Below are 22,566 nucleotides of genomic sequence, written 5' to 3'. Positions count from 1 at the left end.
CCCACCGCTTCACCACGCCACCACTCCCCAGCGCCGGCGCCGGCACTCAGAAACGCGGGCGTGGACGCTGGGCCAGGAGCGGGTCACCCGTGGCGCTGCGGTCCAAGACCACCGTGCCACGGCTGGTTGACGTGTGCCTAGTCGGCGCAGTGCGGTGGGCTCACAACCATCGTGGACGCTCTGGGGCCTGCTGCTCGCTCATCGCTGCGGTTCCTGCCAGTCGACGTCACGGGACGGTAGCGGCAGAAGAGTCTCGATCTTTGTACGGACCTCGCGCATGACGGCGACGATGCGGCGTTCGTGTTCGTCGGTGAGACGGGAGGTCGGCACCGAGCAGCTGATGGCATCGGTGGCAGGGGTGTCGTAGCGCAGGGCGAAGCCGAAGCCGGTGATGCCGGTGACGGTTTCCTCGTGGTCGACGGAGTAGCCACGTTCCCGCACCTCGGCCAGGTCGGCCAGCAGTGACGTCCGGGTGGTGAGAGTGTTTGGGGTGGAGGCCGGCAACGGGTCTTCGGGTAGCGGGAGTTCGTCGTCCGGGCGCTCGGCGAGCAGGGCCTTGCCCAGGGCGCCGACGTGTGCGGGGACCCGGCGGCCGACCCTGCTGATCGTCCGCAGGTACTCGTGGGATTCCCTGGTCGCCAGGTAGACGACATCCGCGCCGTCCAGCCGGGCCAGGTGGATGGTTTCACCCAGGGCGTCCGACGCCTCGTCGAGATACGGGCGGACCAGGCGGACGCGCTTGTCGCTGTCCAGGTAGCTCGTGCCGGTCAGGAGCGCCCGGATGCCGATGCCGTACAGGGATCCGGTGGTGTCGGTGCGGACCCAGCGGTGCTCGACGAGGGTCTGGAGCAGTGCGTACATACTGCTGCGGGGCACGCCCAGTTCCTCGGAAAGCTCGCGCAGCCGCGCCGGGCGGTCACCCCTCGCGGCCAGCAGTTCCAGCAGTGCGACGGTTCGGACCGCTGACTTCACTTCGGGTACGCCCCCACTCTGCGCCATGTCGCGATCCTAAGCCCGTCGGTGCAGAGCCCTTGACCTCAACTGTCCATGTACCTAGCCTCCGTCTTCATACATAGACGCTGTCTTTATTTGAAGACACCATCTAGTGGGGTGGATATGAGGGAGATCGCGGACGTCGTGCGGCGTCTCGGTGAGGGGATGGGACGGGGTGTGCTGTCCTTCCCGCTGACGAGTTTTCAGCGCAACGGCGACCTGGATCCGGGCGCCTACCGTGCCTACCTCGAACGGCAGTTCGCGGCGGGTCCAGGCGCGGTTTTCCCCGCCTGCGGGACGGGTGAGTTCACAGCCCTGGACGAGGACGAGTACCGCACGGTCATCACCGTCGCGGTCGACGTGGCACGCGGACGCCTTCCGGTCGTCGCGGGCATCGGTTACGGCTGCGCCCAGGCACTGCGGTTTGCGCGGATCGCGGAGGACGCGGGCGCGGATGCCGCGCTCGTCCTCCCGCACTATCTGATCCAGGCGCCCCAGGACGGCCTCGTGGAACAGCTGCGCAGGATCGCCGACGGCACCCGGTTGCCCCTGATCGCCTACCAGCGCGACCAGGTCGCCTTCACCGCCGACAGCCTGCGCGACATCGCCCGGATCCCGACCGTCATCGGTCTGAAGGACGGTCACAGCGACCTCGACCGCCTGCAACGCCTCATCCTGGCCGCGCCCGACGGCTTCCTCTTCTTCAACGGCGCCGCCACGGCCGAGGTCCAGGCCCGTGCCTACGCCGGTATGGGCGTGCGCGCCTATTCGTCGGCCGTCCACGCGTTCGCCCCGGAAATCGCACGCGCCTTCTTCGAGGCCTTCCACAAGAACGATTCGGACCGGATGGACGAACTGCTGCGCGGCTTCTACGTCCCGCTCGTCGAACTGCGCGACCGCAGGCCCGGTTACGTCGTCTCGCTGGTCAAGGCGGCGGCCCGGCTGCGCGGACTGCCCGTGGGCCCGGTACGCGCCCCACTCACCGACCCCGGCCCGGACGACCTCGCCGCCCTCCGCGATCTCCTGGACCACGGTCTGGACCTGGTTGGCGCCGAGCACTGACCCCGGGCGGAAGCCCAACAGCCGGAAGACAGCCGACAGCACAGTTCAAAGGAGAACTGATTCATGCCACTTGTCGTCGTCGGGATCAGCGTGCTGGTCCTGCTCTTCCTCATGACGAAGCTCAGACTGAACGGCTTCGCCTCCCTCCTCCTCGTGGCCGTCGGCGTCGCCCTGGTGCGGGGGATCCCGGTCGCGGACATCCCGGACATCCTCTCCAAGGGCATCGGCGGCCAGATCGGCGACACGATGCTCACCATCGGGCTCGGCGCGATGGTCGGCCGCGTCATGGGGGACTCGGGCGCCGCCCAGCGCATAGCCGCCAAGCTGCTCGCCGTCTGCGGTCCGCGCTGGGTGCAGGTCGCCATGGTGCTGACGGCCATGCTCATCGGCGTCACGATGTTCTACGAGGTCGCCTTCGTCATCATCGTGCCCGTCGCCTTCACGCTCGTGCGGGTCACCCGCTCGAACCTGCTCTGGGTCGGACTGCCGATGTCCATCGCGCTGTCCACCATGCACAGCTTCCTGCCCCCGCACCCGGGCCCGACCGCGGTGGCCGCGACCTTCCACGCCTCGGTCGGACTGACCTTGTTCTACGGCCTGTTCATCGCCGTCCCGGCCGGCGCGCTCATCGCCCTGGTGTGGCCGAGGCTGCCGTTCGTCCGGGCGATGAACCCGTCCGTGCCCACGGGCCTGGTGAGCGACCGCACCTTCGAGGAGGAGGAAATGCCGAGCACCGCCTGGTCGCTGTCGGTCGCCCTCCTGCCCGTGGTGCTGATCGCGGGCGCGGCGGTGACCGACATGGTCACCTCTGCGGACACCGCGGTGATGCACTTCATCAACTTCGTCGGGTCGGCGCCGATCGCGCTGCTGCTGACGCTCCTCGTCGCGGTCTGGGCCTTCGGACCGCGCATCGGCCGGAGCCTGGAGGAGGTCAGTGCCTCGTGCCGGGGAGCGGCGCAGGCGATGGCGATGATCCTGCTGGTGATCGGGGCCGGCGGCGCCTTCAAACAGGTCCTCGTGGACGGCGGGATCTCGGACTACATCAAGCAGGCGACCTCGGGCTGGTCCGTCTCGCCGATCATCCTGGCCTGGCTCATCGCCGTGATCCTCAGGGTGGCGCTCGGCTCGGCGACGGTCGCCGTCGTCACGGCGTCCGGTGTCGCGCTGCCGCTGGTCGCGGGCAGCGGGATCCACGCCGAAATCATGGTGCTCGCCGTCTCCTGCGGCTCGATCGCCTTCTCGCACGTCAACGACCCGGGCTTCTGGATGTTCAAGGAGTACTTCAACCTGTCGGTCATCGACGCGATCAAGGTCCGTACCACCTACACGACCGTCCTCGCGATCCTCGGCCTGGGCGGCGTCCTGGCCATGGAACGTGTCCTGGACGTCCTCAACCTGTGAGTGGATGTCACCCGTGAGCGGGCGCCGTGGCACTCCACGAGCGGCGCCCCGCCCGCGCGGCAGTTTCCCCCACGCCCAACCCCCTAGCAACGAAGGATTCACCTCATGAGCCAGCCTGTCGTCACCCGCTTCTCCGTGTACCCGGTGGCAGGCCGTGACTCCATGCTGCTGAACCTCTCCGGCGCGCACGCCCCGTACTTCACCCGGAACGTCCTCGTCCTCGAGGACTCGGACGGCCGGACGGGACTGGGCGAGGTGCCGGGCGGTGAGGAGATCACCCGGACGCTGCGCGAAGCCGAGTCCCTCGTCGTCGGCGCACGGCTGGGCGACTACAAACGCGTCCTGCGGTCCGTGGGGGAGAGATTCGGCGGACGTGACGATCGCGGACGGGGCGAGCAGACCTTCGACCTGCGCACCGCCGTGCATGTCGTCACGGCCGTCGAATCGGCGCTGCTGGACTTGCTGGGCAGGCATCTGGAGGTCCCCGTCGCCGCGCTGCTGGGCGACGGCCGGCAGCGCGACTCCGTACGGGTCCTGGGCTACCTCTTCTACGTCGGCGACCCCGATCGGACCGATCTGGACTACGTCCGTGAAGAGGGCTCGGCCGTGGAGTGGTACCGGATCCGCCGCCAGGAGGCGCTGACTCCGGAGGCGATCGTCCGGCAGGCCGAGGCGACGTACGCGCGCTACGGCTTTTGCGACTTCAAGCTCAAGGGCGGCGTCCTGCCGGGCGTTGAGGAGGTCAAGGCGGTACAGGCACTGAAGGAACGCTTCCCCGAGGCGCGGATCACCCTCGACCCCAACGGGGCCTGGTCCCTGCGCGAAGCCGTCGAGCTGTGCAGGCCACTGGCCGGCACGCTCGCCTACGCCGAGGATCCCTGCGGAGCCGAGGGCGGCTACTCGGGCCGGGAGATCCTCGCGGAGTTCCGCCGGGCCACCGGACTGCCCACCGCGACCAACATGATCGCGACCGACTGGCGCCAGCTCACCCACGCACTGGCGCTGCGGTCGGTCGACATCCCTCTCGCGGACCCTCACTTCTGGACCATGCAGGGGTCGGTGCGGGTGGCCCAGCTGTGTCACGACACAGGCATGACCTGGGGCTGCCACTCCAACAACCACTTCGACATCTCACTCGCCATGATGGCGCACTGCGGAGCCGCCGTCCCCGGTGACTACAACGCGCTGGACACCCACTGGATCTGGCAGGAGGGCCTGGAACGCCTCACGGTCCGGCCCCCGCAGATCACCGACGGGGAGATCGCTGTCGACGACACACCCGGACTCGGTATCGAGCTCGACGTGGACAGGCTACTCGCCGCCCACGAGCTCTACCTGGAGAAGCGGCTGTCGGGCCGTGACGACGCCGCCGGGATGCGCTACCTGGTAAAGGACTGGGCCTTCGACAGCAAGCGCCCCTGCCTGGTGCGGTGACGCACTCTCCACTGTCGAGGTTTCGTTGGTCATCGCGTGGGTCGCTCGGGCGGGTGATGTGGCGTCACCCGGCCACGCCGGCTGGTGCCAACAGAGAGGCGTCGGCGGTGCTTTGCGTCTCCTGCGGGGAGGTGCCCTGCCTTTGCTGAAAATCGCGCCTGTGCAGGTCATGCAGCAGAGCGTCAAACGAGCGTCACGGCTATTGCCCGCTGACTCTGCCGCGCGGACTGCTCGTGCCTGTAGCTCGTCAGCACCCGCAAGCCGGCTTTCTACGCACCACGTTCCCGGACCGCAGCGCTGACGCGCTGCCGGGTAGCGGTCGGCTCAGCCACGACTCGCTGGAAGTGCCGAGTTCACGTCAGCCGCCGAGCCAGGCGAGGGCAGCCACCGTCATGGCGCTGACGCCGGTGTCCAGCGTGGGTTGGACGACGGGGGCGAAGACAGGGCTGTGGTTGACCGGGACGTCCTGGGCGATGGTGCCCTTCTTGGCGGCCTCGGCATACAGCTCGGCGTCGATGCCTCCGATGCCCCAATAAGTGAACGGCGCGCCGAACGCTTTGGGGATCTCGCTCATGTCCTCGCTGGCGGTCTGCAGGTCGATGGTGTGTGCGTCGTCGCCGAAGTGGGCGGCGAACGCCTCGGCGACGCGCCGGGTCGCTTCCTCGTCGTTGACGGTGGGCGGGAAGGCGGCCGTTCGCTCGATCTCGGGTGCCTTCGGCGACCCGGATGCCTCGCTCTCGGCCCGGACGATGCGCTCGATCGCCTTCAGGACCTGGCTGCGCGTGGCAGCGTCGTAGGTACGGACGTTGAGCTCGACGACGGCGCTGTCGGGGATGACGTTGGGACCGGTGCCGGCGTGGATACTGCCCACGGTGACGACGGCGGGGGTGGTGGCGGCGAGTTCCCGGGAGACGATGGTCTGCAGGCGCACGACGATCATGGCGGCCATCACCACGGGGTCGACCGCGGCCTGGGGCATGGAGCCGTGGGCTCCTCGGCCGTGGACGGTGATGCGCAGGCTGTCCGCGGCTGACAGGAACGATCCCGGACGGGTGCCGACATAGCCTGCCGGATAGGGCAGGACGTGCTGGGCGAGTACCACGTCGGGCCGGGGCGCCCTTGTCGTGAGACTGTCGTCGATCATGGTACGGGCGCCGTCGCCGTTCTCCTCCGAGGGCTGGAAGAGCGCCACGAAGGTACCGCGCCAGGCGTCCGTTGCCTGCGCCATCAGCTGTGCGCAGCCGATCAGAGCGGTCACGTGCACATCGTGCCCGCAGGCGTGCATGACCGGCTGCTCGGTGCCGTCGGGACCTGTCAGGGTCACGGTGGAGGCGTAGGGCAGACCGGTCTGCTCGCGTACCGGGAGGGCGTCCATGTCCGCGCGGGCCATGACGGTGGGTCCGTCGCCGTTGGCCAGCAGGCCGATCACGCCCGTGCCGCCGATGCCGCCGGTGACCTCGTAACCGAGATCCCGCAGAGCGTCGGACGCCTTCTTCGCCGTGCGGTGCTCCCGCAGGCCGAGTTCGGGATGCCTGTGCAGATCCCGGTAAAGGTCCTCAAGATCGGAGCGGATACCGGCGAGCCCGGACAGCACTGCGCGGTTTCGGTCGGTCACGACGTCTCCTTGCGCGGGTGGGACTGCTCTTCTTTCCCGTTTCGGGCGGCAGTGCCGGTGCCGTGCCGCCGCGTCGCGGCCCTTCTGGACCGGGGCTGCCAGTCCAGGCTGTTGGGCAGATTCCAGCCGAGCCGCACAGCAGTGAGCCGGAAGGCCAGGGCCAGTGTGATGCCCAGGCCGGCGCCGATCGCCGGCACGCCGAGGTACACGCAGATCACCGTGACTCCGGCGACCGCGACGGCGACGGTGGCGTACAGACCGTTGCCCCCGAAGACAGCCGGCACCCGGCCGAGGACGACATCGCGCAGGGCGCCGCCGCCGACGGCGGTCACGGTGCCCAGGAGGATGGCCGGAAGCCATCCCAGCCCCACGGCGAGCGTCTTGTTGACCCCGGTGACCGCCCAGAACCCGAGGACGGCGGCGTCGAGGGCGGTGAAAAGCCGGGTCCAGGACGCCTCGCTGATCTTGATGAGGAAGACCACCACGGAACCGGCGACGGCGGTCGGCAGGTAGGCGTAGTCGGTCAGCGCGACCGGTGTGCCGTGCTGCAGCAGCACGTCCCTGATCATGCCTCCGCCCAGACCGGAGATGATGCCCACCACCAGGAACCCGAACAGGTCCAGGCCGACCGTGCGGGCCACGGCGCCCCCAAGCAGCGCGCATGAGAAGACACCGGCAAGGTCGAGATAGCGCGTCGCGACCGCGATTCCGGCGGGGATCAGGGAAGCCGACATCACACACACGGTGGACACGATGACGAGCCTAGTGACTCGGTGTCTCCACGGCCTGGGCAGACGGCCAGGGGCAGTGACGTTCCGCGACGACACGCGGCCGCAGGCCGGATCGCCTGCGGTCACGGCCGCGTGGGCGCAGAAGACACAGGTGCAGGGTCGGATGTCTGCGGCGCACGCGGCCCGGGGTCGTGCATGGCCGGCGGCCGGGACGACGCGGCGGGGAGCGCGAAGGTCCGGACGCCGGCCGGGCGAAAGGGCGAGACCGGCCACCGGGGTACGGCGGTCCCCCGGTCGGCGTCGGCCTCGTCAGGAGCCGCTGCGCCGGTCTCCGTCTTCGGTGCGCGCAGAACCCGATCGCGTCGCGTCCGGCGCCGTGACCGTCGTGAACGGCAACACCAGCCGGGAGGGGTGTGCGGCGTCGCGGTAGATCTTGTGGGTGACGGGGCGGCCCACCGGCAGGTGGAAGGCGTCCGGCGGCAGCAGCGCGTTGTGCGCGTCGGCCAGGGGCTCGTCGTTCGACAGCTCCACGACCAGCTTGTGGCCCGGCAGGAACATCGCCGCGAACGGGTAGACGCGCAGCACGTACTCCTCGATCTTCCCCGGCTCGACCGGCACCGCACGGGTGTGCGGGTGGTGGGGGTCGCCCTCGGTGGTGCGCCCCTCGTCGAGCTCGCGGTGCGAGGCCTTGAGGTAGGCGGTCGTGATGAGCTGTCGCTTGCCGCCCGGGGCCTCGTCCCACATGCGCAGGATGAAGTTGGTGTCGGGCTGGTCGATCTCCGCGAAGAGGTGCGCCGCGCCCTGGCCGATCATCTCGGTGGGCTCGGTGAACGGCTCGGTGCTCCAGCTGAGCATCTCCACCTTGTCGGTGACCGTGAGCGGCGCCTGGTAGAAGCCGTCGGGGACGGCGTGCTCGGCGCCCATGGGCTCGGGCTCGAAGGAGAGCTTGTGGCGCGGGCGGAGGTAGAGCGGCTTGTGCTCCACGTCCTTCGGTGGCCACTGGGCCCCGGTGACGTACTGGCATGAGCCCTCGACGTGCACGGTGACGGCGGGCTCGTCCATGATCCCGTTGTCGATGCCCTTGATCCAGTGGTCGTACCAGCGGAACATCTTGTCGTGCTCTTCGATGAAGGGGCGCGACTGCATGGGCGGGTACGGGCCGATGTCCAGCTTCTTGGGGCCCTTGAGGCGGTTGAAGACCTCGATGGTGCCGTCCATCGTCCAGCCGCGGCCCTGGTCGATCTGGAGCCAGACCGGGATGTCGATGTTCGGCGCCAGGGTGACGGGGTTGCGCTCCTCGTACCACTCGCCGTCGACCTCGTTCATCACGATGTCGAACCAGGCCTCGTGGTTCCTCGGGTAGTTCAGCACGTGGACCAGGTTGGGCCAGGCGGCCACGTCCGGGTCCTGCAGGCGCTCGGCGACCCGCTTCTTGATCTCTTCGGGCGAGTAGGTCTCGAGCATGCGGGACTTGACGCCGTCGGTGAAGGCCCAGCCGGAGTCGCCGCCGCGCCCCTCACGGGCGGCGCGGGGCATGAACCACATGACGCCGCCGTGGTAGGTGGTCTCGTAGAAGTCGTAGTGGCCGCCGCTGACGAAGATGGCCTTGAGGCTCGGCGGACGCTCGGCCGCCGCCAGCACCTGCATCGAGCCGAAGTAGGAGATGCCGATCATGCCGACGTTGCCGTCGCACCACGGCTGCGCGGCGACCCACTCGATGAAGTCGTACGCGTCCTGGCCGAGCGAGACGCCACCGGCGTTGTAGTTGCCGATGTGCTCGCCCTCGGAGGCCCCGGAGCCGCGCAGGTCGCCGATGACGTGCACGTAGCCCTCCTGGACGACGCGCGCGATGTCGCCGGCCTCGATGCAGCCGTCCCACATGGGGCTCGGCCGGCGCTGCGGCGGGGTCGTCAGGGCCAGGGCCTGGAGCTCCTTGCCGTACGGGCTCAGGGCCACCAGCGCGGGCCGCGGTGTGTCGTCCACACCGCTGTACGCGTCGGCCACCAGCGTGACGCCGTCGCGCATCGGCACCTGGAGATCCTTGCGGACGGCGATCGACTGCTCGCCCGCGCGGATCGTGTGAAGGTTGGTCATGGGTGTGAAGCTCCTGTGTTACGCGTTCTGTTCGAGGTGCGTGCGGTAGCCGGCCATGGAGGTGAAGAACGGCGACGGCTCGAGCGAGGGGTCCCCGGTGTAGTCGAGCTCCTCGGCGGCACGGGCGAACGGGGAGTACGGCGAATCCGTCTCCCGCAGGCCCGCCTCCAGGCATCCGCAGGCGGCCGCGGCGACACGGGCCTCGATGTCCAGGCTCTGGGTGATTGCCTCGTGGGCCTGCGCCTCGTCGAGCTCGACGCCGTACGGTGTGCCGTCGACGCGGCGGTAGGGGTGCCCCAGGTAGAGGTGCCGTGGGCGGATCTCGTCCCGCAGGTACTCCAGGCCGGCGCGGTAGGCGACCGGGTCCGTGTAGCCCGGGAAGCCGTTGGCCGCCCCGTGGACCTGGACGGCGTCTCCGGTGAACACCGAGCGCTGTCCGTCGACGACGTAGGCGACCGATCCGGGTGTGTGGCCCGGTACGGAATGCACCGACACGGCGACATCACCGCCGAGGGAGAGGGTCTCGCCGCCCTTGACCAGCAGGGAGGGCTCCATCTCGCCGGAGATGACGGCCTCCGTGGCGGCCGTCACCTTCGCCTCGCCCTCGGGGTCGTCCAGGTACCGGCCCCGTCCCGCGAGGTACTCCTCGACGTGGGCCCGGCGCGAGCGGAGCATCGGTGCGTCGGCCTCGTGGATGACCACCTGGGCGCGCCGCCCGGTGAGCTCCCACAGGGCGTGTGCTCCGCCGACGTGGTCGATGTGACCGTGGGTCAGCAGGATCCAGCGCACGTCCTCGATGCGGCGTCCGATGGCCTCGAGCGCGGGAGCCATCCCTTCGGCGGGCGACGAGGCGATGCCGGTGTCGACGATCGCCGGCTCGGGTGCGTCGATGAAGAAGCTGTAGAGACCGAACCGGCCCCAGGGCGAGACCAGGGGGTGGACGGTGACTGGGTGCGTCATGCTTTCCTACTCCGCTCGTGCACGGGCCGGCCGGTCAGCTGCGGCCGAGGAAGTCGCGTGTCCGCGTGAAGACCGCGTGGTACTCCGGGATCCAGGAGAAGTGCTGGACGAACCCGTGGCCCGCTCCCTCGTACCGGCTCACCGTCGCTTCCACACCGGCTTCGCGCAGCCGCTCGCCGTACAACTCGCCCTCGTCGCGCATCGGGTCGTGCTCGGCGGTGACGACCAGCGCGGGCGGCAGACCGGTGAGGTCGGTCCGCTTGATCGGCGACACCAGCGGGTCCGTGGGGTCGGCGCCGCTGTCGAGGTAGAAGGCGTTGAAGGGCTTCAGCCCCGCCGTCTCCAGGCCGTAACCCACCGCGTTCTCCCGCAGCGACGGGTAGCGGTCGACGTCGAAGTCCAGGTCGAGCGAGGGGTAGTAGAGGATCTGGTGGGTGATCCGGTCGAAGCCGTCGTCGTGCGCCCTGGCGGCGACCGCGGCGGCGAAGGTGCCGCCGGAGCTGTCACCGGCGACGGCGAGGGTCGCACCTTCCCAGCCCAGGCCCGTACCCTCTTCGGCGACCCAGCGCACGACCGCGTAGCAGTCGTCGAGACCGGCCGGGAAGGCCGCCTCGGGTGCCAGGCGGTAGCCGACGGAGACGACCTTGAGACCGGTCTCCTTGGCCAGTGAGCGCGCGACGTGGTCGTGGGTCTCCAGGCTGCCGAGGAAGAACGCGCCGCCGTGGAAGTAGACCAGCACGCCGTAGCTGTCGGCCTCGACAGGGGTGTAGATCCGTACCGGTACCTCGCCGGCGGCCGTCTTCGCCGTCACGTCGTCGACCGCGTGGAGCGGCAGGCGCTCCTCCAGGGGGGCGACGTGCGCCTCGTCCGCGGCGCGCAGGGCGACCGGGTCGAGCGGGCCCTCGGGCGGGGCGGGCAGGCTCGCGATGAATGTGGCGATCTCGGGATGCAGCGTCACGGTGTCACTCCTGCCCGGCAACGGCGGGCTTCTGGCCGGGGAAGACGTCGTTGATCTCGTCCTCGGTCCACCCCTGGCGCGAGATGCGCTGCAGCTCGTCGGTCACCGGCTTGCGGGTGGCCTGGTACAGGGCCAGCGCCTCCTTCACGGAGTCCGCCTGCCGCAGGGCGTCGGCGAGCGCGCCGCCGTCCTCGATGGCCGAGTTGGCGCCCTGGCCCTGGTGGTGCAGCATCGAGTGGGCCGCGTCGCCGACGAGGACGACGGAGTCCGAATGCCACGTGTCGACCGGGTCGATGTCGTAGACGGCGCGGATGTTCACGGTGCCCATGTCGAGATCGCGCGTGATGCTCACGAGGCGCTCGTCGAAGCCCTCCACCGTCTTCAGCATGTCGGCCTTCGTGACCTGCGGGTTCCAGGTGCCGTCCGGGCAGAGGGCGGTGATGTCGAACGACACCTGGCCCCGGTGGCGCAGCGGCAGCAGGTAGATCTTCGTGCCCTTGCCGATGTACATCCGGAGGTTGTCGTCGACGACCATCCCGTGGGCGGCGGCGACGGGGATGACCGCGCGGTAGGCGTGCTCGCCCGAGAACACCGGGCCCTTCTCGCCGAACAGCTGCCTGCGCACCACCGACTTGATGCCGTCGGCGCCGACGACCAGGTCGGCCTCGACGGTCTTGCCGCCCGCGAAGGTGAGGACGGAGCTGTCCCCCTTGTCCTCGATGCTCTCGAGCTTGTGGCCGAGGTGCACCATGCCCTCGGGGAGGACGCCCAGAAGCGCGTCGATGAAGTCGCCGCGGTGGATCAGGTGGGTATGGGTCTGCTCGCCGTCGACTGGCCACGTCTCTTTCATGATCGGGTCACCGGTGGCCGTGAGGATCTCGAAGTACTCGCTCGGCGAGGTCACCTTCGCGATCGCGTCGAAGATCCCCCACTGACGAAACCGGTTCATGGTGACGGGACGCAGACCGATACCGGCGCCCACCTCCCGGATCTGGTTGGCCTGCTCGTAGACGTCGACCTCGGCGCCGAGCCGGCTCAGGGCCTTGGCCGCCGCCGCGCCGCCGTATCCCGCACCGACGACGGCGATCTTCAGGTTCTTCAGGTCTGAGGACTGCATGGTGGTTCTCTCTTTACTTCTGCAGGGTGAGGAAGTCGGCGGGGTTGTCGACGAAGATCGTCTTGATGGCGGCCTCATCGAGACCGGCGGCGCGGAGGTCCGGGATGAGGTCCTCGAAGATGTAGTTGACGGTGTGGCCCTTGACGCCTGGCCAGCCCAGCGGGCTGCAGTTGGCGTCGGCGGAGGCGAGGACCTGCTTCAGCCGCCGGCCTCCGTCGATGAACCGCAGGAAGTGGTCCAGCCGCTCCTTGCGGGGGCGGGCCCAGAACGGCGGGTCGGGCAGCTCGGTCTCGTAGCCGAAGGTGTCGAAGCCGATGCGGCCGCCCTTCTCCGCGATCCAGACGTCGCGCGTCTTGTCGGCGTTCACGCCGTCGTCGACGTGCCCGAACAGGACGCGGTCCAGGGGCAGGCCCTCCTCGTCGAAGACGGCGATCGCGTTCTCGGCGTCGATCGCGAGGTGGGTCAGGATCGGCACGCCCGTGGTGAGCGAGGCGCGGGCCGCGGCGCGGTAGATCCGCTTGTCCAGGTCCGTCATGCGGCCGCCGCGGCTGACACCGACCTTGATGACACCGGCGAGGCCGCCGGTGCTGCCGATGCCGACGGTGATCTCGTGGACGAACTGCCGCATCAGGTAGTCCACGTCGGCGTTCGCGAAGTGCGGCAGGGCGGTGTCGCCGCCGACGAAGCCGGTGCAGGCGACAATGTGGACGCCGGTCTTCGCGGACAGCGACTTGTAGTAGTCGACGTCACGGCCGTTGCAGATGCCGGTCGCGTCGACGAAGGTGCCGCCGCCGTACTCGCGGAACGCGCGCAGCTTCGGGACGGTCTCCTCGTACCGCTGCTCGGGGGTCTTCCACCACTTGGTGTCCAGTTCGGAGCCGGGCATGCCGTACCCGATGTGCTCGTGGACGGCCACGAGTCCCAGCTCCTCGGCCGGGACCGGGCCCAGGACCGTGTTCACTCTCGACACAACACTCACCTTTGAGTAAGAGACTTGATGGTCGTTCGTGCCGGCGCGCTCAGCGCACCGACAGCAGGTCGCGCGGGTTCTCCACGAGAATCCGCCGCGCGTCCTCGTCGCTGAGACCCTCTGTCTTCAGGAGCGGGACGAAGGTGGTCAGGACATGGCTGTACGGCAGGTCGTTGCCGGAGTGTCCCTTCGCCACTCCGGTCGCGCTGCTCGACAGCAGGATCCGGTCGGCGAAGCCGGCCTTCACCAGGTCGGCGACCAGAGCGGCACGCTCGGCGTCGGTGACGTGTTCCCCGTCCTCCACGCCGACGTGGTCGAGGGCGACGTAGGCACCTCGCCGGGCGACCTCCAGGGGTGCTCCGGCGGCGACGGCGTCCTTGCGGTCGAGTCCGCCGACGACGACACGGTCGGCCGCCAGCTTCTCGTCCAGGACGACGTCCAGGTCGTGCAGGGCGTCGCTCCCGTAGCGGATGGAGACCGCGACGCCGGTACTCAGAGCGGCCCGGGCCGCACCCCGGAACAGGCTCTCGTCGGTCGCGGTCATGCCCTCGCGGGTCGCGGTGGTGGCCACCAGGCCCGCCGCGCCGCGGCGCTCCACCCGCGGGACCACCATGCCCTCGGTGACCTCCTTGGTGAAGAGGTCGGCGAACTTCTCGGCCGGCCACGGCGTCGGCGGGTTGGTCTGCGGCGTGAGGAAGTAACCGCCGAGCAACTCCTCGGGGCCCTGACCCGTCGACGCGACGATGTGCACGCCGGTCGTGCGGGCGAGGGTCTCGTACAGCCGGACGTCCCGGCCATGGAACATGCCGGTGCTGTCGACGATCGTGCCGCCGCCGTGGGCGCGGAAGTCCTTCAGCTTCGCGGCGAGGGTCTCGAAGATCTCGGCGCGGTCGATGGTGATGTCGAAGGCGTGCTCGGCGCCGGGCACCACCGACAGCAGCGCCTCATGGACCGAGACGACACCCAGCTCGGCGGCCGGCACCGGGCCCAGGACGGTGTTCACGGTGTTGCTTTCGACGCTCATGCCTTGCCTCACATGTCCGGTGTGGAGTGCCTGCGCACCCTGTGGCTGCGGTCACGGTAGCCATTCGCTTTACATGCCGTCAATGAAACGAACGCCACGAAAAAACAATTCTCCAAGGGTTGCGCGAACGCGACCGGCCCCCTTGCGTGCGCGCATTTTGTCGAGTGCATGACACATGCATGCCGTGCATGCGGGAGCATGTAAAGCATTCACTTGTTCGATATGAGGTCGGACACTTCACTGTGGGGCATGAGCACCCCGCCTACCTCCGACGTCGACCTCTTCGCCGACGAAGTCGTCCTCGATCCTTACCCTGTCTACGCCGAACTTCGGGAACGGGGCCCCGTCGTCCACCTCCCGGAGAACGACGTCTACGCGCTGACGCGGTACGACGTCGTCCGTGGCGCCCTCGCCGACTGGGAGTCGTTCTCCTCGACCTCGATCGCCTTCAATCCGATGGCCAACGAAGCGCTCACCGGCACCTCGCTCGCGTCCGACCCGCCCGTGCACACCCAGCTGCGCGCCACGCTCACCGAGAACCTCTCCCCGCGTGCGCTGCGCGGTCTCAAGGCTGGGATCGAGACGAAGGCGGACGCCCTCGTCGCCGAGCTCGTCGCGAAGGGCTCCTTCGAGGCCATCGACGCGCTCGCCCGGGCCTTCCCGCTGGAGGTCGTCGCGGACCTGATCGGCTTCACCGGCCACGTGCGCGACAACATGCTCCGCTGGGGACAGGCCGCCATGCAGGTCCTCGGCCCCATGAACCAGCGCACGGCCGAGAACTTCCCCGTCGCCGGCGAGCTCTACGCCTGGTGCTCCCAGGTCGAGGCCGACGACCTCGCGGAAGGGTCCGCGGGCCGCGGCATCTTCGAGGCCGAGGCCCGCGGCGCCATCCCGGCGGACACGGCCGGCCACATCATCCACCAGTACCTCGGGGCCGGCGTCGACACCACCATCGCGGCGATCGGAAACATCATCGCCCTCTTCGCCCGGCACCCCGACCAGCTCGCCCTGGTCCGCGAGAACCCGTCGCTGGTCCCCGCGGCGTTCAACGAGGTGCTGCGCTTCTGGGCCCCCGTCCACGCCTGGGGCCGGCGCGTCACGAAGGACGTCACGATCGAAGGGACGGTCGTCCCGGCGGGCGCACAGGTCGCCATCCTGTTCGGCGCCGGCAACCGCGACCCCCGGCACTACGAGAACCCGGACGCCTTCCTCGTCGAGCGCAATCCGGTCGACCACCTGTCGTTCGGCTACGGCCCGCACGGCTGCGCCGGGCAGGGGCTCGCCCGCCTGGAGGCCCACGCCGTGATCGAGGCGCTCTCCCGGCGTGTCGAACGCCTTGTCGCCGGACCCGAGGTCCGCGTCCCCAGCAACACCACCCGGAGCATCGAGGAGCTCCCCGTCCTGGAGGTGATCCCCGCATGAAGATCGTCCTTGACCGCCCCCGCTGTGAGGGCCACGGCCTGTGCGAGGAGGCCGCGCCGCAGCTCATGCACCTCGACGACGAGGGCGAACTGGTCCTGGACCGCGAGGAGGTCGGTGAGGCCGACGCCGCCCTGGCGAACGCCGCCGTCCGTGTGTGTCCGGTCGCGGCGCTGAGGATCGTATGAGCACCGGCACCCTGAAGCGCGTCGTCGTCGTCGGCAACGGGATCGCCGGGCTCACCGCGGCCGACACCCTCCGCGAGGCCGGCTTCGACGGCGAACTGACCATCGTCGGCGACGAACGGCACCCGGCATACAGCCGCCCGGCCCTGTCGAAGGCGCTCCTGCTCGACGGTGACGACATGTCGTCGCACGAGCTGCCGCCGGCCGGCCACGGGGCGAGCGAACTGCTCGGCGTGCGGGCGACCGGCCTCGACCTCGACCGCCGGCTCGTCTCACTCGACGACGGTACGGCCCTGCCGTACGACCGCGTCGTTCTGGCCACCGGTTCCCGGGCGCGACGTCTCTCCGATCTGCCCGGGGAAGTCACCCTGCGCGGGCTCGACGACGCGCTGTCCCTGCGCGGTCGGCTGGCGGCCGGGCCGTCGGTCGTCGTGGTGGGCGGCGGCCCACTCGGCATGGAGATCGCGTCCGGATGTCTGGCCACCGGCTGCAAGGTCACGCTCGTCTCCCAGGGCGCGCCGCTGATTCTCCAGCTCGGCCCGTATCTCGCCGACGTGTTCGTCAAGGCCGCGCTGGGCCAGGGGCTCACCATCGTGGAGACCGCGGCGGCCCGGATCGAGGGGAGCGACGGAAGCACCCGGGTCGTCCTCGACGAGGGCGGGGTTCTCGAGGCCGAGGTGATCCTGACCGCCGCCGGCGACGTTCCCAACACGGAATGGCTCGCCGACTCGGGACTCACCGCCAAGGGCGCCATGCCGGTCGACGAGCGCGGTCTCGTCCGCCCCGACGTGGCGGCTGCCGGCGATCTCGCGGCCTTCCCCACCCCGCAGGGCCTGCGCCGCATCCCTCTGTGGAGCAGCGCGATCGAGCAGGCGAAGGTCGCGGCGCGGGCACTCGTCCGCGGCGACGAGGCTCCGCCTTTGCAGTTCCAGCCGTACTTCTGGACGGAGCAGTTCGGACTGAGCCTGAAGGCGGTGGGCAACCTGCCGGTGGAAGGGGAGCCGGAGTACGTCGACGGAGGGCCCGGCGGCGGTCCGGCGCTGATGCGCTGGTCGCGCGAGGACGGCACCGGTGACGCCGTGGCGCTCAACTACCGGATCCCGATCCCCCGACTGCGCCGGACGACCCGGGCGGCCGCGTAAGGTTCGCCGCATGAGCACAGAGGAACGGGGCACCACGGGTTCGGGCCTGGACCGGCTGGCATCGGTCAACCTGAACCTGCTGGTGCCCCTCCTCGCGCTCCTCGAGGAGCGTTCGGTGACCAGGGCCGCGGAGCGGGTCGGTCTGTCCCAGCCGGCCATGAGCCATGCCCTGACGAGAATGCGGCGCATGCTGGGGGACGACCTCGTCGTCCGGCAAGGGAGCGGGGTCACGCTGACCCCACGCGCACTGGAGTTGGTGGGGCCGCTGCGCAGCGCCCTGCAGCAGACGGCACGCATCGTGAACTTCCCCCTCTTCGACCCCGCGACGGACCGGCGGGTCATCACGGTCGCCATGACGAACAGCACGGCGTTCGTCGTGGGGCCCCGGCTGACCCGGCTCGTCACCGAGCGCGCTCCTCACGCCACGCTGCGACTGCGGACGATCACGGTGCCGACCGAGGCGACCTTCACCGATCAGGGCGTCGACGTCGTGCTGATCTCCGAGGGGCACTTCTCTCCGTATCCGCGCGAGCGCCTGTACAACGACCGCTGTGTGGTGGTGGCCTCCCCGGACACCCCACCGGACGCCGACGCGCTCGAGCTCCTGACGACACAGCCGCACATCGTCGTCGACACCGACCGGCGGGTCTTTCCCTACTCCGTGCTGGAGGACAAGGGCATCCCCTACCGGGTGGGCCAGCTGAGCTCCGACTTCCTGCTGGTGCCCTTCCTGGTCGCCCGCGCCGGCGGCATCGCTCTCCTGCGCTACCAGGTCGCCGCCGCCATGCGCACGCTCGCCGACCTGCGGATCGAGGAGTTCCCCTTCTCGCTTCCCGGACTCGGGATCGACATGGTCTGGAACCCCCGGCTGGCCGATCAGCACTTCATCGAATGGCTCCGGGCGCTGCTCTTCGACGTCGCGGCGGGGCTCTGACCCCCAGTCAGCTCAGCAGCCGCACCCAGCTGGCACCGAGCTCGTCGAGCATCTGGTCGCGGGTGATCTTCCAGTCGGCACCGTCCCAGTGCTGGGCGACGTAGTCGAGCTGGGACATGGCGAGAACGCCACGGAAGTGGCGTTGGTGGGGTTCGAGGCGCCCGGCCGCAGTCAGCCCGTCCTCGATGTCGCTGATGGCCTCCTCCAGCCACCGCTCGACCAGGTCGGGGAGTTCCGGATCGATCACCGCGGCATCGCGGCCGATGCGGATGATCGGCCGGATGACCGGCCAGCTCTCGGCGGTCCGCCGCAGCCACGCCATGATCGCCTCGGGCGTCCCCTCGGCGACGGTGGCCACCAGGTCCCGCGCCGTGGAACCGTGTTCGGGAGAGCGGACGCGCTGCAGCACCTCATTGAGCTGCTCGTCGATCAGTGCCCTCATCAGGTCACTGCGCGAGGGGAAGTACGCGTAGAAGGTCACGCGCGTGGTGCCTGCGGCGGTCGCGATGTCGTCGACCGTGGTAGCTGCGTACCCCTTCGTCTTGAACAGCTCGAGTCCCGACTCCAGCAGCAGACGGCGGGTCATCTGCTTCTGTGCCTCACGAAGGTTCGCCATGCCCGAGATCCTAACGCCGTCTCTGCACGGCGAACGCACACACCGGACTTTTGCTTTACGCACCACACGTGATCTTTATTTGATGTAAGGGATTCAGGCGTGCAAGTGCACGGAGAGCCGCTCCCGCAGTTCCGCCACCGTGAGGCCGTACGTCTCCAGGACCCGGACCCCGTCCTGGCCGACCGCGAAGACGCCGTGGTCGGTGTAGACACGGTGGACACAGCCGGGTCCGGTGAGCGGGTACGTGCACGTGGGGACCAGCTTGGGGGCGCCGTCCCGGCTGAACAGCTTCATCATCACCAGGACCTGCCGTGCTCCGACGGCGAGGTCCATGGCACCGCCCACGGCAGGGATGGCGTCGGGGTCACCGGTGTGCCAGTTGGCCAGGTCACCGTGCTGGGACACCTGGAACGCCCCGAGGACGCACACGTCCAGGTGACCGCCGCGCATCATCGCGAAGGAGTCGGCGTGGTGGAAGTACGCCGACCCCGGCAGCTCGGTGACCGGCACCTTCCCGGCGTTGGTGAGATCGGGGTCGATCTCGTCGCCGGTCGCGGCCGGGCCCATGCCGAGCATGCCGTTCTCGGTGTGCAGCACGATCCCCGCGTCCGGCGACAGGTGCTCGCCGATCCGGGTCGGCTGCCCGATGCCGAGGTTGACGTACGAGCCGGTCGGAATGTCGCGGGCGATGCGGGCGGCGAGTTCGTCGGTGGTGAGCGGGCCCCGATCGGGGTGCTCCACGGTGGTGGCTGCGGTCGTCATCAGCGGGCTCCTTGCACGGTCAGCCGGCGGGCCTCGGCCCGCACCAGGCGGTCGACGTAGATGCCCGGGGTGACCACGCTCTCCGGGTCGATCTCCCCGACGGGCACGATCTCGGTGACCTGGGCGATGACCGTGCCGGCCGCGGTGGCCATGACGGGGCCGAAGTTCCGGGCGGTCTTGCGGTAGACGAGATTGCCCATGCTGTCCGCCCGGTGCGCCGAGATCAAAGCCACGTCGCCCTTGATCGGGTACTCCAGGACGTGGACGCGTCCGTCGATCTCCCGGGTCTCCTTGCCCTCCGCCAGCGGGGTGCCGACGCCGACCGGGCTGTAGAAGGCGCCGATGCCCGCCCCGGCGGCCCGCATCCGCTCGGCGAGAGTGCCCTGCGGTACGACCTCCAGCTCGACCCGGCCGGCCCGGTACAGGTCGTCGAAGACGTAGGAGTCGCTCTGCCGGGGGAAGGAGCAGATCACCTTGCGCACCCGGCCGGCCTTCAGCAGCGCGGCCAGGCCCACGTCCCCGTTGCCGGCGTTGTTGGACACCACGGTCAGCTCGCCGGCGCCCTGCCGGATGAGGGCGTCGATGAGGTCGAACGGCATGCCCGCCAGACCGAATCCGCCCACCAGGACCGTCGAGCCCTCCTCGAAGCCCGCCACGGCCTCGTCGGCCGTGGCGGCGATGGTCGTGGTCATCCCCGGCTCACCTCGTCGGTCACGTTCTCCAGGACCACGGCGAGGGCCTGGCCCACGCCGATGCAGATGGCCGCGACGCCCCAGCGCTGTCGCCGCTCGCGCAGCACCTCGGCCAGGGTCCCGAGGAGCCGGCCGCCCGAGGCGCCCAGCGGGTGTCCGAGCGCGATGGCACCGCCCCGGGTGTTGACGATCTCCGGGTCGACGCCCCAGGCGTCCACGCAGGCGAGCGACTGCACCGCGAACGCCTCGTTGAGCTCGACCGCGCCCACGTCGCCCCAGCCGATCCCGGCCCGGCGCAGCGCCTTCTCGGCCGCCTCCACCGGGGCGAAGCCGAACATCTGCGGCTCGACTGCGTGCACGCCGCGCCCGGCGACGCGGGCGACAGGGGCCAGCCCGATCCGGCCGGCCGCCGCCCCGGTCCCCAGCAGCACGGCCGACGCCCCGTCGCTCAGCGGGGAGGCGTTGCCCGCGGTGATCGTCCCGTCCGGGCGGAACGACGGTTTCAGTGCCGCCAGCTTCGCGGGGTCGGTGCCGGGGCGGATGCCCTCGTCATGGGCGAGGTCCTCCGTCGGGAGGACCAGGTCGTCGTAGAAGCCGCCGTCCCAGGCGGCGGCCGCGAGCCGGTGCGAGCGCACCGCGAACTCGTCCTGCCGCTCACGGGAGATCGAGAACTTCTCCTGGAGCAGTTCGTTGCTCTCCCCCAGCGAGACCGTCCACTCCTTCGGCATCGCCCGGTTGACCAGCCGCCAGCCCAGGGTGGTGGAGACGGCCGTGACATCGCGGGCGGGGTAGGCCCGGTCCGGCTTGGGCAGCACCCACGGTGCGCGGGTCATGGACTCCACGCCGCCGGCGACGACGACGTCCGCGTCGCCGGACTCCAGGGTGCGCGAGGCGATGATCGCCGCGTCCAGGCTGGAGCCGCACAGCCGGTTCACGGTGGTGGCGGGGACGCTCACCGGCAGTCCGGCCAGCAGCACCGCCATCCGGCCGACGTTGCGGTTGTCCTCACCGGCGCCGTTGGCGTTGCCCCACACCACGTCGCCGATCGCGGCGTGGTCCAAGCCGGGCGCCTTGGCCAGCAGGCCGGTCAGCGCGGTGGCGGCGAGGTCGTCGGGGCGCGCGCCGGCGAGGGCCCCGTTGAACCGGCCGAACGGGGTGCGGGCCGCCGCGTACAGGTAGGCGTCGCTCATGCCGCGTCACCCGCGAGCACCGATTCCCCGACGGCCGCCGAGGACAGCGGAACCGGCGTGAACATCTCCGGCTCCTCGTCCGGCGTCAGCGCGGTCGGCCCGTACAGCCAGTCGGTGAACGCGTAGTCGTAGGTGTCGCGGGCGCGCAGCAGCACATTGCGCTGCTCGCGGGCGACACCGTCGAGGTGCCACAGCTCGCCCCACGTGCGGGAGGTGGTCAGCACGCGGCGGCAGTGCTCCGGGCGGACGGCCTCGTAGGCGGCGAGCGCGGTGCTCCAGTCGACCGTGCCGTCCTCGGCACGGTTGCGGGCGACGTGCTCGCCCAGCACCCAGCCGTCCTCGATGGCCATGATCGCGCCCTGTGCGATGTACTGCAGTGGTGGGTGCGCGGAGTCACCGAGCAGCGCGATCCGGCCGTGCACCCAGTTCATGACCGGGTCACGGTCGAACATCCGCCACCACTTGTCCCGCCACATGAACGGCAGGCCGTCCTGGACGAAACCGCAGGTCTTGGCGAAGGCGGCGTCGAGCTCGTCGGGCGTGCCCCAGTCCTCCCGGCCGGCCAGCGCCTTGGGCGACTCGAAGACCGCGACCTGGTTGAGCATCTCGCCGCCGCGCAGGCCGTAGTGGACGAAGTGGCAGCCGGGGCCGACGTACACCACGACTTCGCTGAGGTCGACGGACTTCACCCGCGGCTGCTCGGCGGGGACGGTGCCGCGGTAGGCGACGTACGCCGAGGAGACGGGCTGGTCGTCGACGAACAGCTTGCGGGCCGGAGAGTGCAGGCCGTCGGCCGCGATCACCATGGCGGCCTCGTGGGTCTCGCCGGAGGCGACGGTCACACGGGCGCCGCCGTCGGTGTTCTCGTACGAGGTCACGTGTGCGTCGTTGATCAGCTCGACACCGGCGCGTTCGCAGGCACGCAGCAGCAGGCCGTGCAGGTCGCTGCGGTGGATGACCAGGTACGGGTAGCCGTAGCGCTTCTCCAGGTCGCGCAGGTCTAGCCGGGTCAACTCGTCGCCGTCGACGGCATCGCGCATGACCATCGCGTCCGGGACGACGCCGAGGCTCTTGGCCTCCTCCAGGAGACGGTAGTCGTCGAGGATGCGGGTGCAGTTGGGGGCGAGCTGGATACCGGCGCCGACCTCGCCGAAGGCGGGGGCGCGCTCCAGCAGGCGGACGCTCTGGCCCTGGCGGGTCAGCGAGAACGCGACGCCGAGACCGCCGATGCCGCCGCCGACGACGATCACATCAGGGTGGGACATGG

The 22,566-nt window shown here is 70.0% G+C and carries 21 protein-coding genes; 7 read left to right on the top strand and 14 right to left on the bottom strand.

All coding sequences use genetic code 11. From position 1 onward, the window contains the following. Window positions 1-198: 198 nt before the first annotated feature. The gene (locus ACIQFZ_RS33765) at window positions 199-999 is read right to left on the bottom strand and encodes an IclR family transcriptional regulator (RefSeq protein ID WP_402693011.1); all 801 of its coding nucleotides are present in this window, start codon (window positions 997-999) and stop codon (window positions 199-201) included. A gap of 117 nt (window positions 1,000-1,116) precedes the next feature. Between ACIQFZ_RS33765 and ACIQFZ_RS33760 the strand changes: the two genes are divergently transcribed. The 3 genes from ACIQFZ_RS33760 (at window position 1,117) to ACIQFZ_RS33750 (ending at window position 4,890) form a co-directional block, all read left to right on the top strand. Beyond that, a complete protein-coding gene (locus tag ACIQFZ_RS33760; RefSeq protein ID WP_402693014.1) occupies window positions 1,117-2,055 on the top strand; it encodes a 5-dehydro-4-deoxyglucarate dehydratase in 939 nt (312 codons plus the stop codon). Window positions 2,056-2,118: 63 nt separating this feature from the next. After that, on the top strand, window positions 2,119-3,456 hold the full coding sequence (locus tag ACIQFZ_RS33755) for a gluconate:H+ symporter (protein ID WP_376406539.1): 1,338 nt from the start codon (window positions 2,119-2,121) through the stop codon (window positions 3,454-3,456). A 105-nt stretch (window positions 3,457-3,561) separates the two neighbouring features. Next, window positions 3,562-4,890, top strand: coding sequence for an enolase C-terminal domain-like protein (locus ACIQFZ_RS33750; RefSeq protein WP_402693010.1), 1,329 nt, complete (start codon window positions 3,562-3,564; stop codon window positions 4,888-4,890). A gap of 358 nt (window positions 4,891-5,248) precedes the next feature. Here ACIQFZ_RS33750 and ACIQFZ_RS33745 read toward each other — a convergent pair whose 3' ends face one another. The 8 genes from ACIQFZ_RS33745 to ACIQFZ_RS33710 form a co-directional block, all read right to left on the bottom strand. Beyond that, a complete protein-coding gene (locus ACIQFZ_RS33745) occupies window positions 5,249-6,505 on the bottom strand; it encodes a M20 family metallopeptidase (RefSeq protein ID WP_402693009.1) in 1,257 nt (418 codons plus the stop codon). Next, window positions 6,502-7,239: a TRIC cation channel family protein gene (locus ACIQFZ_RS33740; protein ID WP_365420307.1), complete on the bottom strand. Its 738-nt coding sequence runs from the start codon at window positions 7,237-7,239 to the stop codon at window positions 6,502-6,504. The genes ACIQFZ_RS33745 and ACIQFZ_RS33740 overlap by 4 nt, the downstream gene beginning before the upstream one ends. A 306-nt stretch (window positions 7,240-7,545) precedes the next feature. Further along, window positions 7,546-9,330 carry a CocE/NonD family hydrolase gene (locus ACIQFZ_RS33735; protein ID WP_402693008.1) on the bottom strand — a complete coding sequence of 595 codons (1,785 nt, stop codon included), beginning with the start codon at window positions 9,328-9,330 and terminating at the stop codon, window positions 7,546-7,548. Window positions 9,331-9,348: 18 nt separating this feature from the next. After that, a complete protein-coding gene (locus ACIQFZ_RS33730) occupies window positions 9,349-10,290 on the bottom strand; it encodes an MBL fold metallo-hydrolase (protein WP_402693007.1) in 942 nt (313 codons plus the stop codon). Between the two features lie 34 nt (window positions 10,291-10,324). Next, entirely contained in the window at window positions 10,325-11,248 is a 924-nt protein-coding gene (locus ACIQFZ_RS33725) for an alpha/beta hydrolase (protein ID WP_402693006.1), read from the bottom strand. 4 nt (window positions 11,249-11,252) lie between these two features. Further along, on the bottom strand, window positions 11,253-12,365 hold the full coding sequence (locus ACIQFZ_RS33720) for an FAD-dependent oxidoreductase (RefSeq protein WP_402693005.1): 1,113 nt from the start codon (window positions 12,363-12,365) through the stop codon (window positions 11,253-11,255). Window positions 12,366-12,378: 13 nt separating this feature from the next. Next, window positions 12,379-13,335, bottom strand: coding sequence for a phosphotriesterase (locus tag ACIQFZ_RS33715; RefSeq protein ID WP_402693004.1), 957 nt, complete (start codon window positions 13,333-13,335; stop codon window positions 12,379-12,381). Window positions 13,336-13,384: 49 nt separating this feature from the next. Beyond that, a complete protein-coding gene (locus ACIQFZ_RS33710) occupies window positions 13,385-14,359 on the bottom strand; it encodes a phosphotriesterase (RefSeq protein WP_402693003.1) in 975 nt (324 codons plus the stop codon). Between the two features lie 249 nt (window positions 14,360-14,608). Here ACIQFZ_RS33710 and ACIQFZ_RS33705 point away from each other — a divergent pair, with 249 nt between their 5' ends. The 4 genes from ACIQFZ_RS33705 to ACIQFZ_RS33690 are packed head-to-tail and all read left to right on the top strand — an operon-like array spanning window position 14,609 to window position 18,039. Continuing rightward, complete coding sequence (locus tag ACIQFZ_RS33705) at window positions 14,609-15,781, top strand: cytochrome P450 (RefSeq protein ID WP_402693002.1); 1,173 nt, start codon at window positions 14,609-14,611, stop codon at window positions 15,779-15,781. Then, window positions 15,778-15,966 carry a ferredoxin gene (locus ACIQFZ_RS33700; protein WP_365420284.1) on the top strand — a complete coding sequence of 63 codons (189 nt, stop codon included), beginning with the start codon at window positions 15,778-15,780 and terminating at the stop codon, window positions 15,964-15,966. Before ACIQFZ_RS33705 ends, ACIQFZ_RS33700 begins: the two co-directional genes overlap by 4 nt. Beyond that, entirely contained in the window at window positions 15,963-17,105 is a 1,143-nt protein-coding gene (locus ACIQFZ_RS33695) for an NAD(P)/FAD-dependent oxidoreductase (protein WP_402693001.1), read from the top strand. Before ACIQFZ_RS33700 ends, ACIQFZ_RS33695 begins: the two co-directional genes overlap by 4 nt. A gap of 10 nt (window positions 17,106-17,115) precedes the next feature. Then, window positions 17,116-18,039 (top strand): LysR family transcriptional regulator, encoded by a 924-nt coding sequence (locus tag ACIQFZ_RS33690; protein WP_402693000.1) that lies wholly within the window; start codon window positions 17,116-17,118, stop codon window positions 18,037-18,039. A 7-nt stretch (window positions 18,040-18,046) separates the two neighbouring features. Here ACIQFZ_RS33690 and ACIQFZ_RS33685 read toward each other — a convergent pair whose 3' ends face one another. The 5 genes from ACIQFZ_RS33685 to ACIQFZ_RS33665 form a co-directional block, all read right to left on the bottom strand. Continuing rightward, window positions 18,047-18,655, bottom strand: a complete 609-nt coding sequence (locus ACIQFZ_RS33685; RefSeq protein WP_361421908.1) for a TetR/AcrR family transcriptional regulator — start codon at window positions 18,653-18,655, stop codon at window positions 18,047-18,049. A gap of 93 nt (window positions 18,656-18,748) precedes the next feature. Continuing rightward, window positions 18,749-19,417: a 3-oxoacid CoA-transferase subunit B gene (locus tag ACIQFZ_RS33680; RefSeq protein ID WP_402692999.1), complete on the bottom strand. Its 669-nt coding sequence runs from the start codon at window positions 19,415-19,417 to the stop codon at window positions 18,749-18,751. Further along, a complete protein-coding gene (locus tag ACIQFZ_RS33675; RefSeq protein ID WP_402692998.1) occupies window positions 19,417-20,109 on the bottom strand; it encodes a 3-oxoacid CoA-transferase subunit A in 693 nt (230 codons plus the stop codon). The genes ACIQFZ_RS33680 and ACIQFZ_RS33675 overlap by 1 nt, the downstream gene beginning before the upstream one ends. Continuing rightward, window positions 20,106-21,299, bottom strand: a complete 1,194-nt coding sequence (locus tag ACIQFZ_RS33670) for a thiolase family protein (RefSeq protein WP_402692997.1) — start codon at window positions 21,297-21,299, stop codon at window positions 20,106-20,108. Before ACIQFZ_RS33670 ends, ACIQFZ_RS33675 begins: the two co-directional genes overlap by 4 nt. Continuing rightward, window positions 21,296-22,564: an FAD-dependent oxidoreductase gene (locus ACIQFZ_RS33665; protein WP_402692996.1), complete on the bottom strand. Its 1,269-nt coding sequence runs from the start codon at window positions 22,562-22,564 to the stop codon at window positions 21,296-21,298. Before ACIQFZ_RS33665 ends, ACIQFZ_RS33670 begins: the two co-directional genes overlap by 4 nt. Window positions 22,565-22,566: the final 2 nt, after the last annotated feature.

It is taken from the genome of Streptomyces sp. NPDC093064 (assembly GCF_044754605.1).
In the GTDB taxonomy this organism is placed as follows: domain Bacteria; phylum Actinomycetota; class Actinomycetes; order Streptomycetales; family Streptomycetaceae; genus Streptomyces.
Note: the sequence above shows the minus strand (reverse complement) of the source record. Positions and strands in the feature narration are given on the sequence as shown.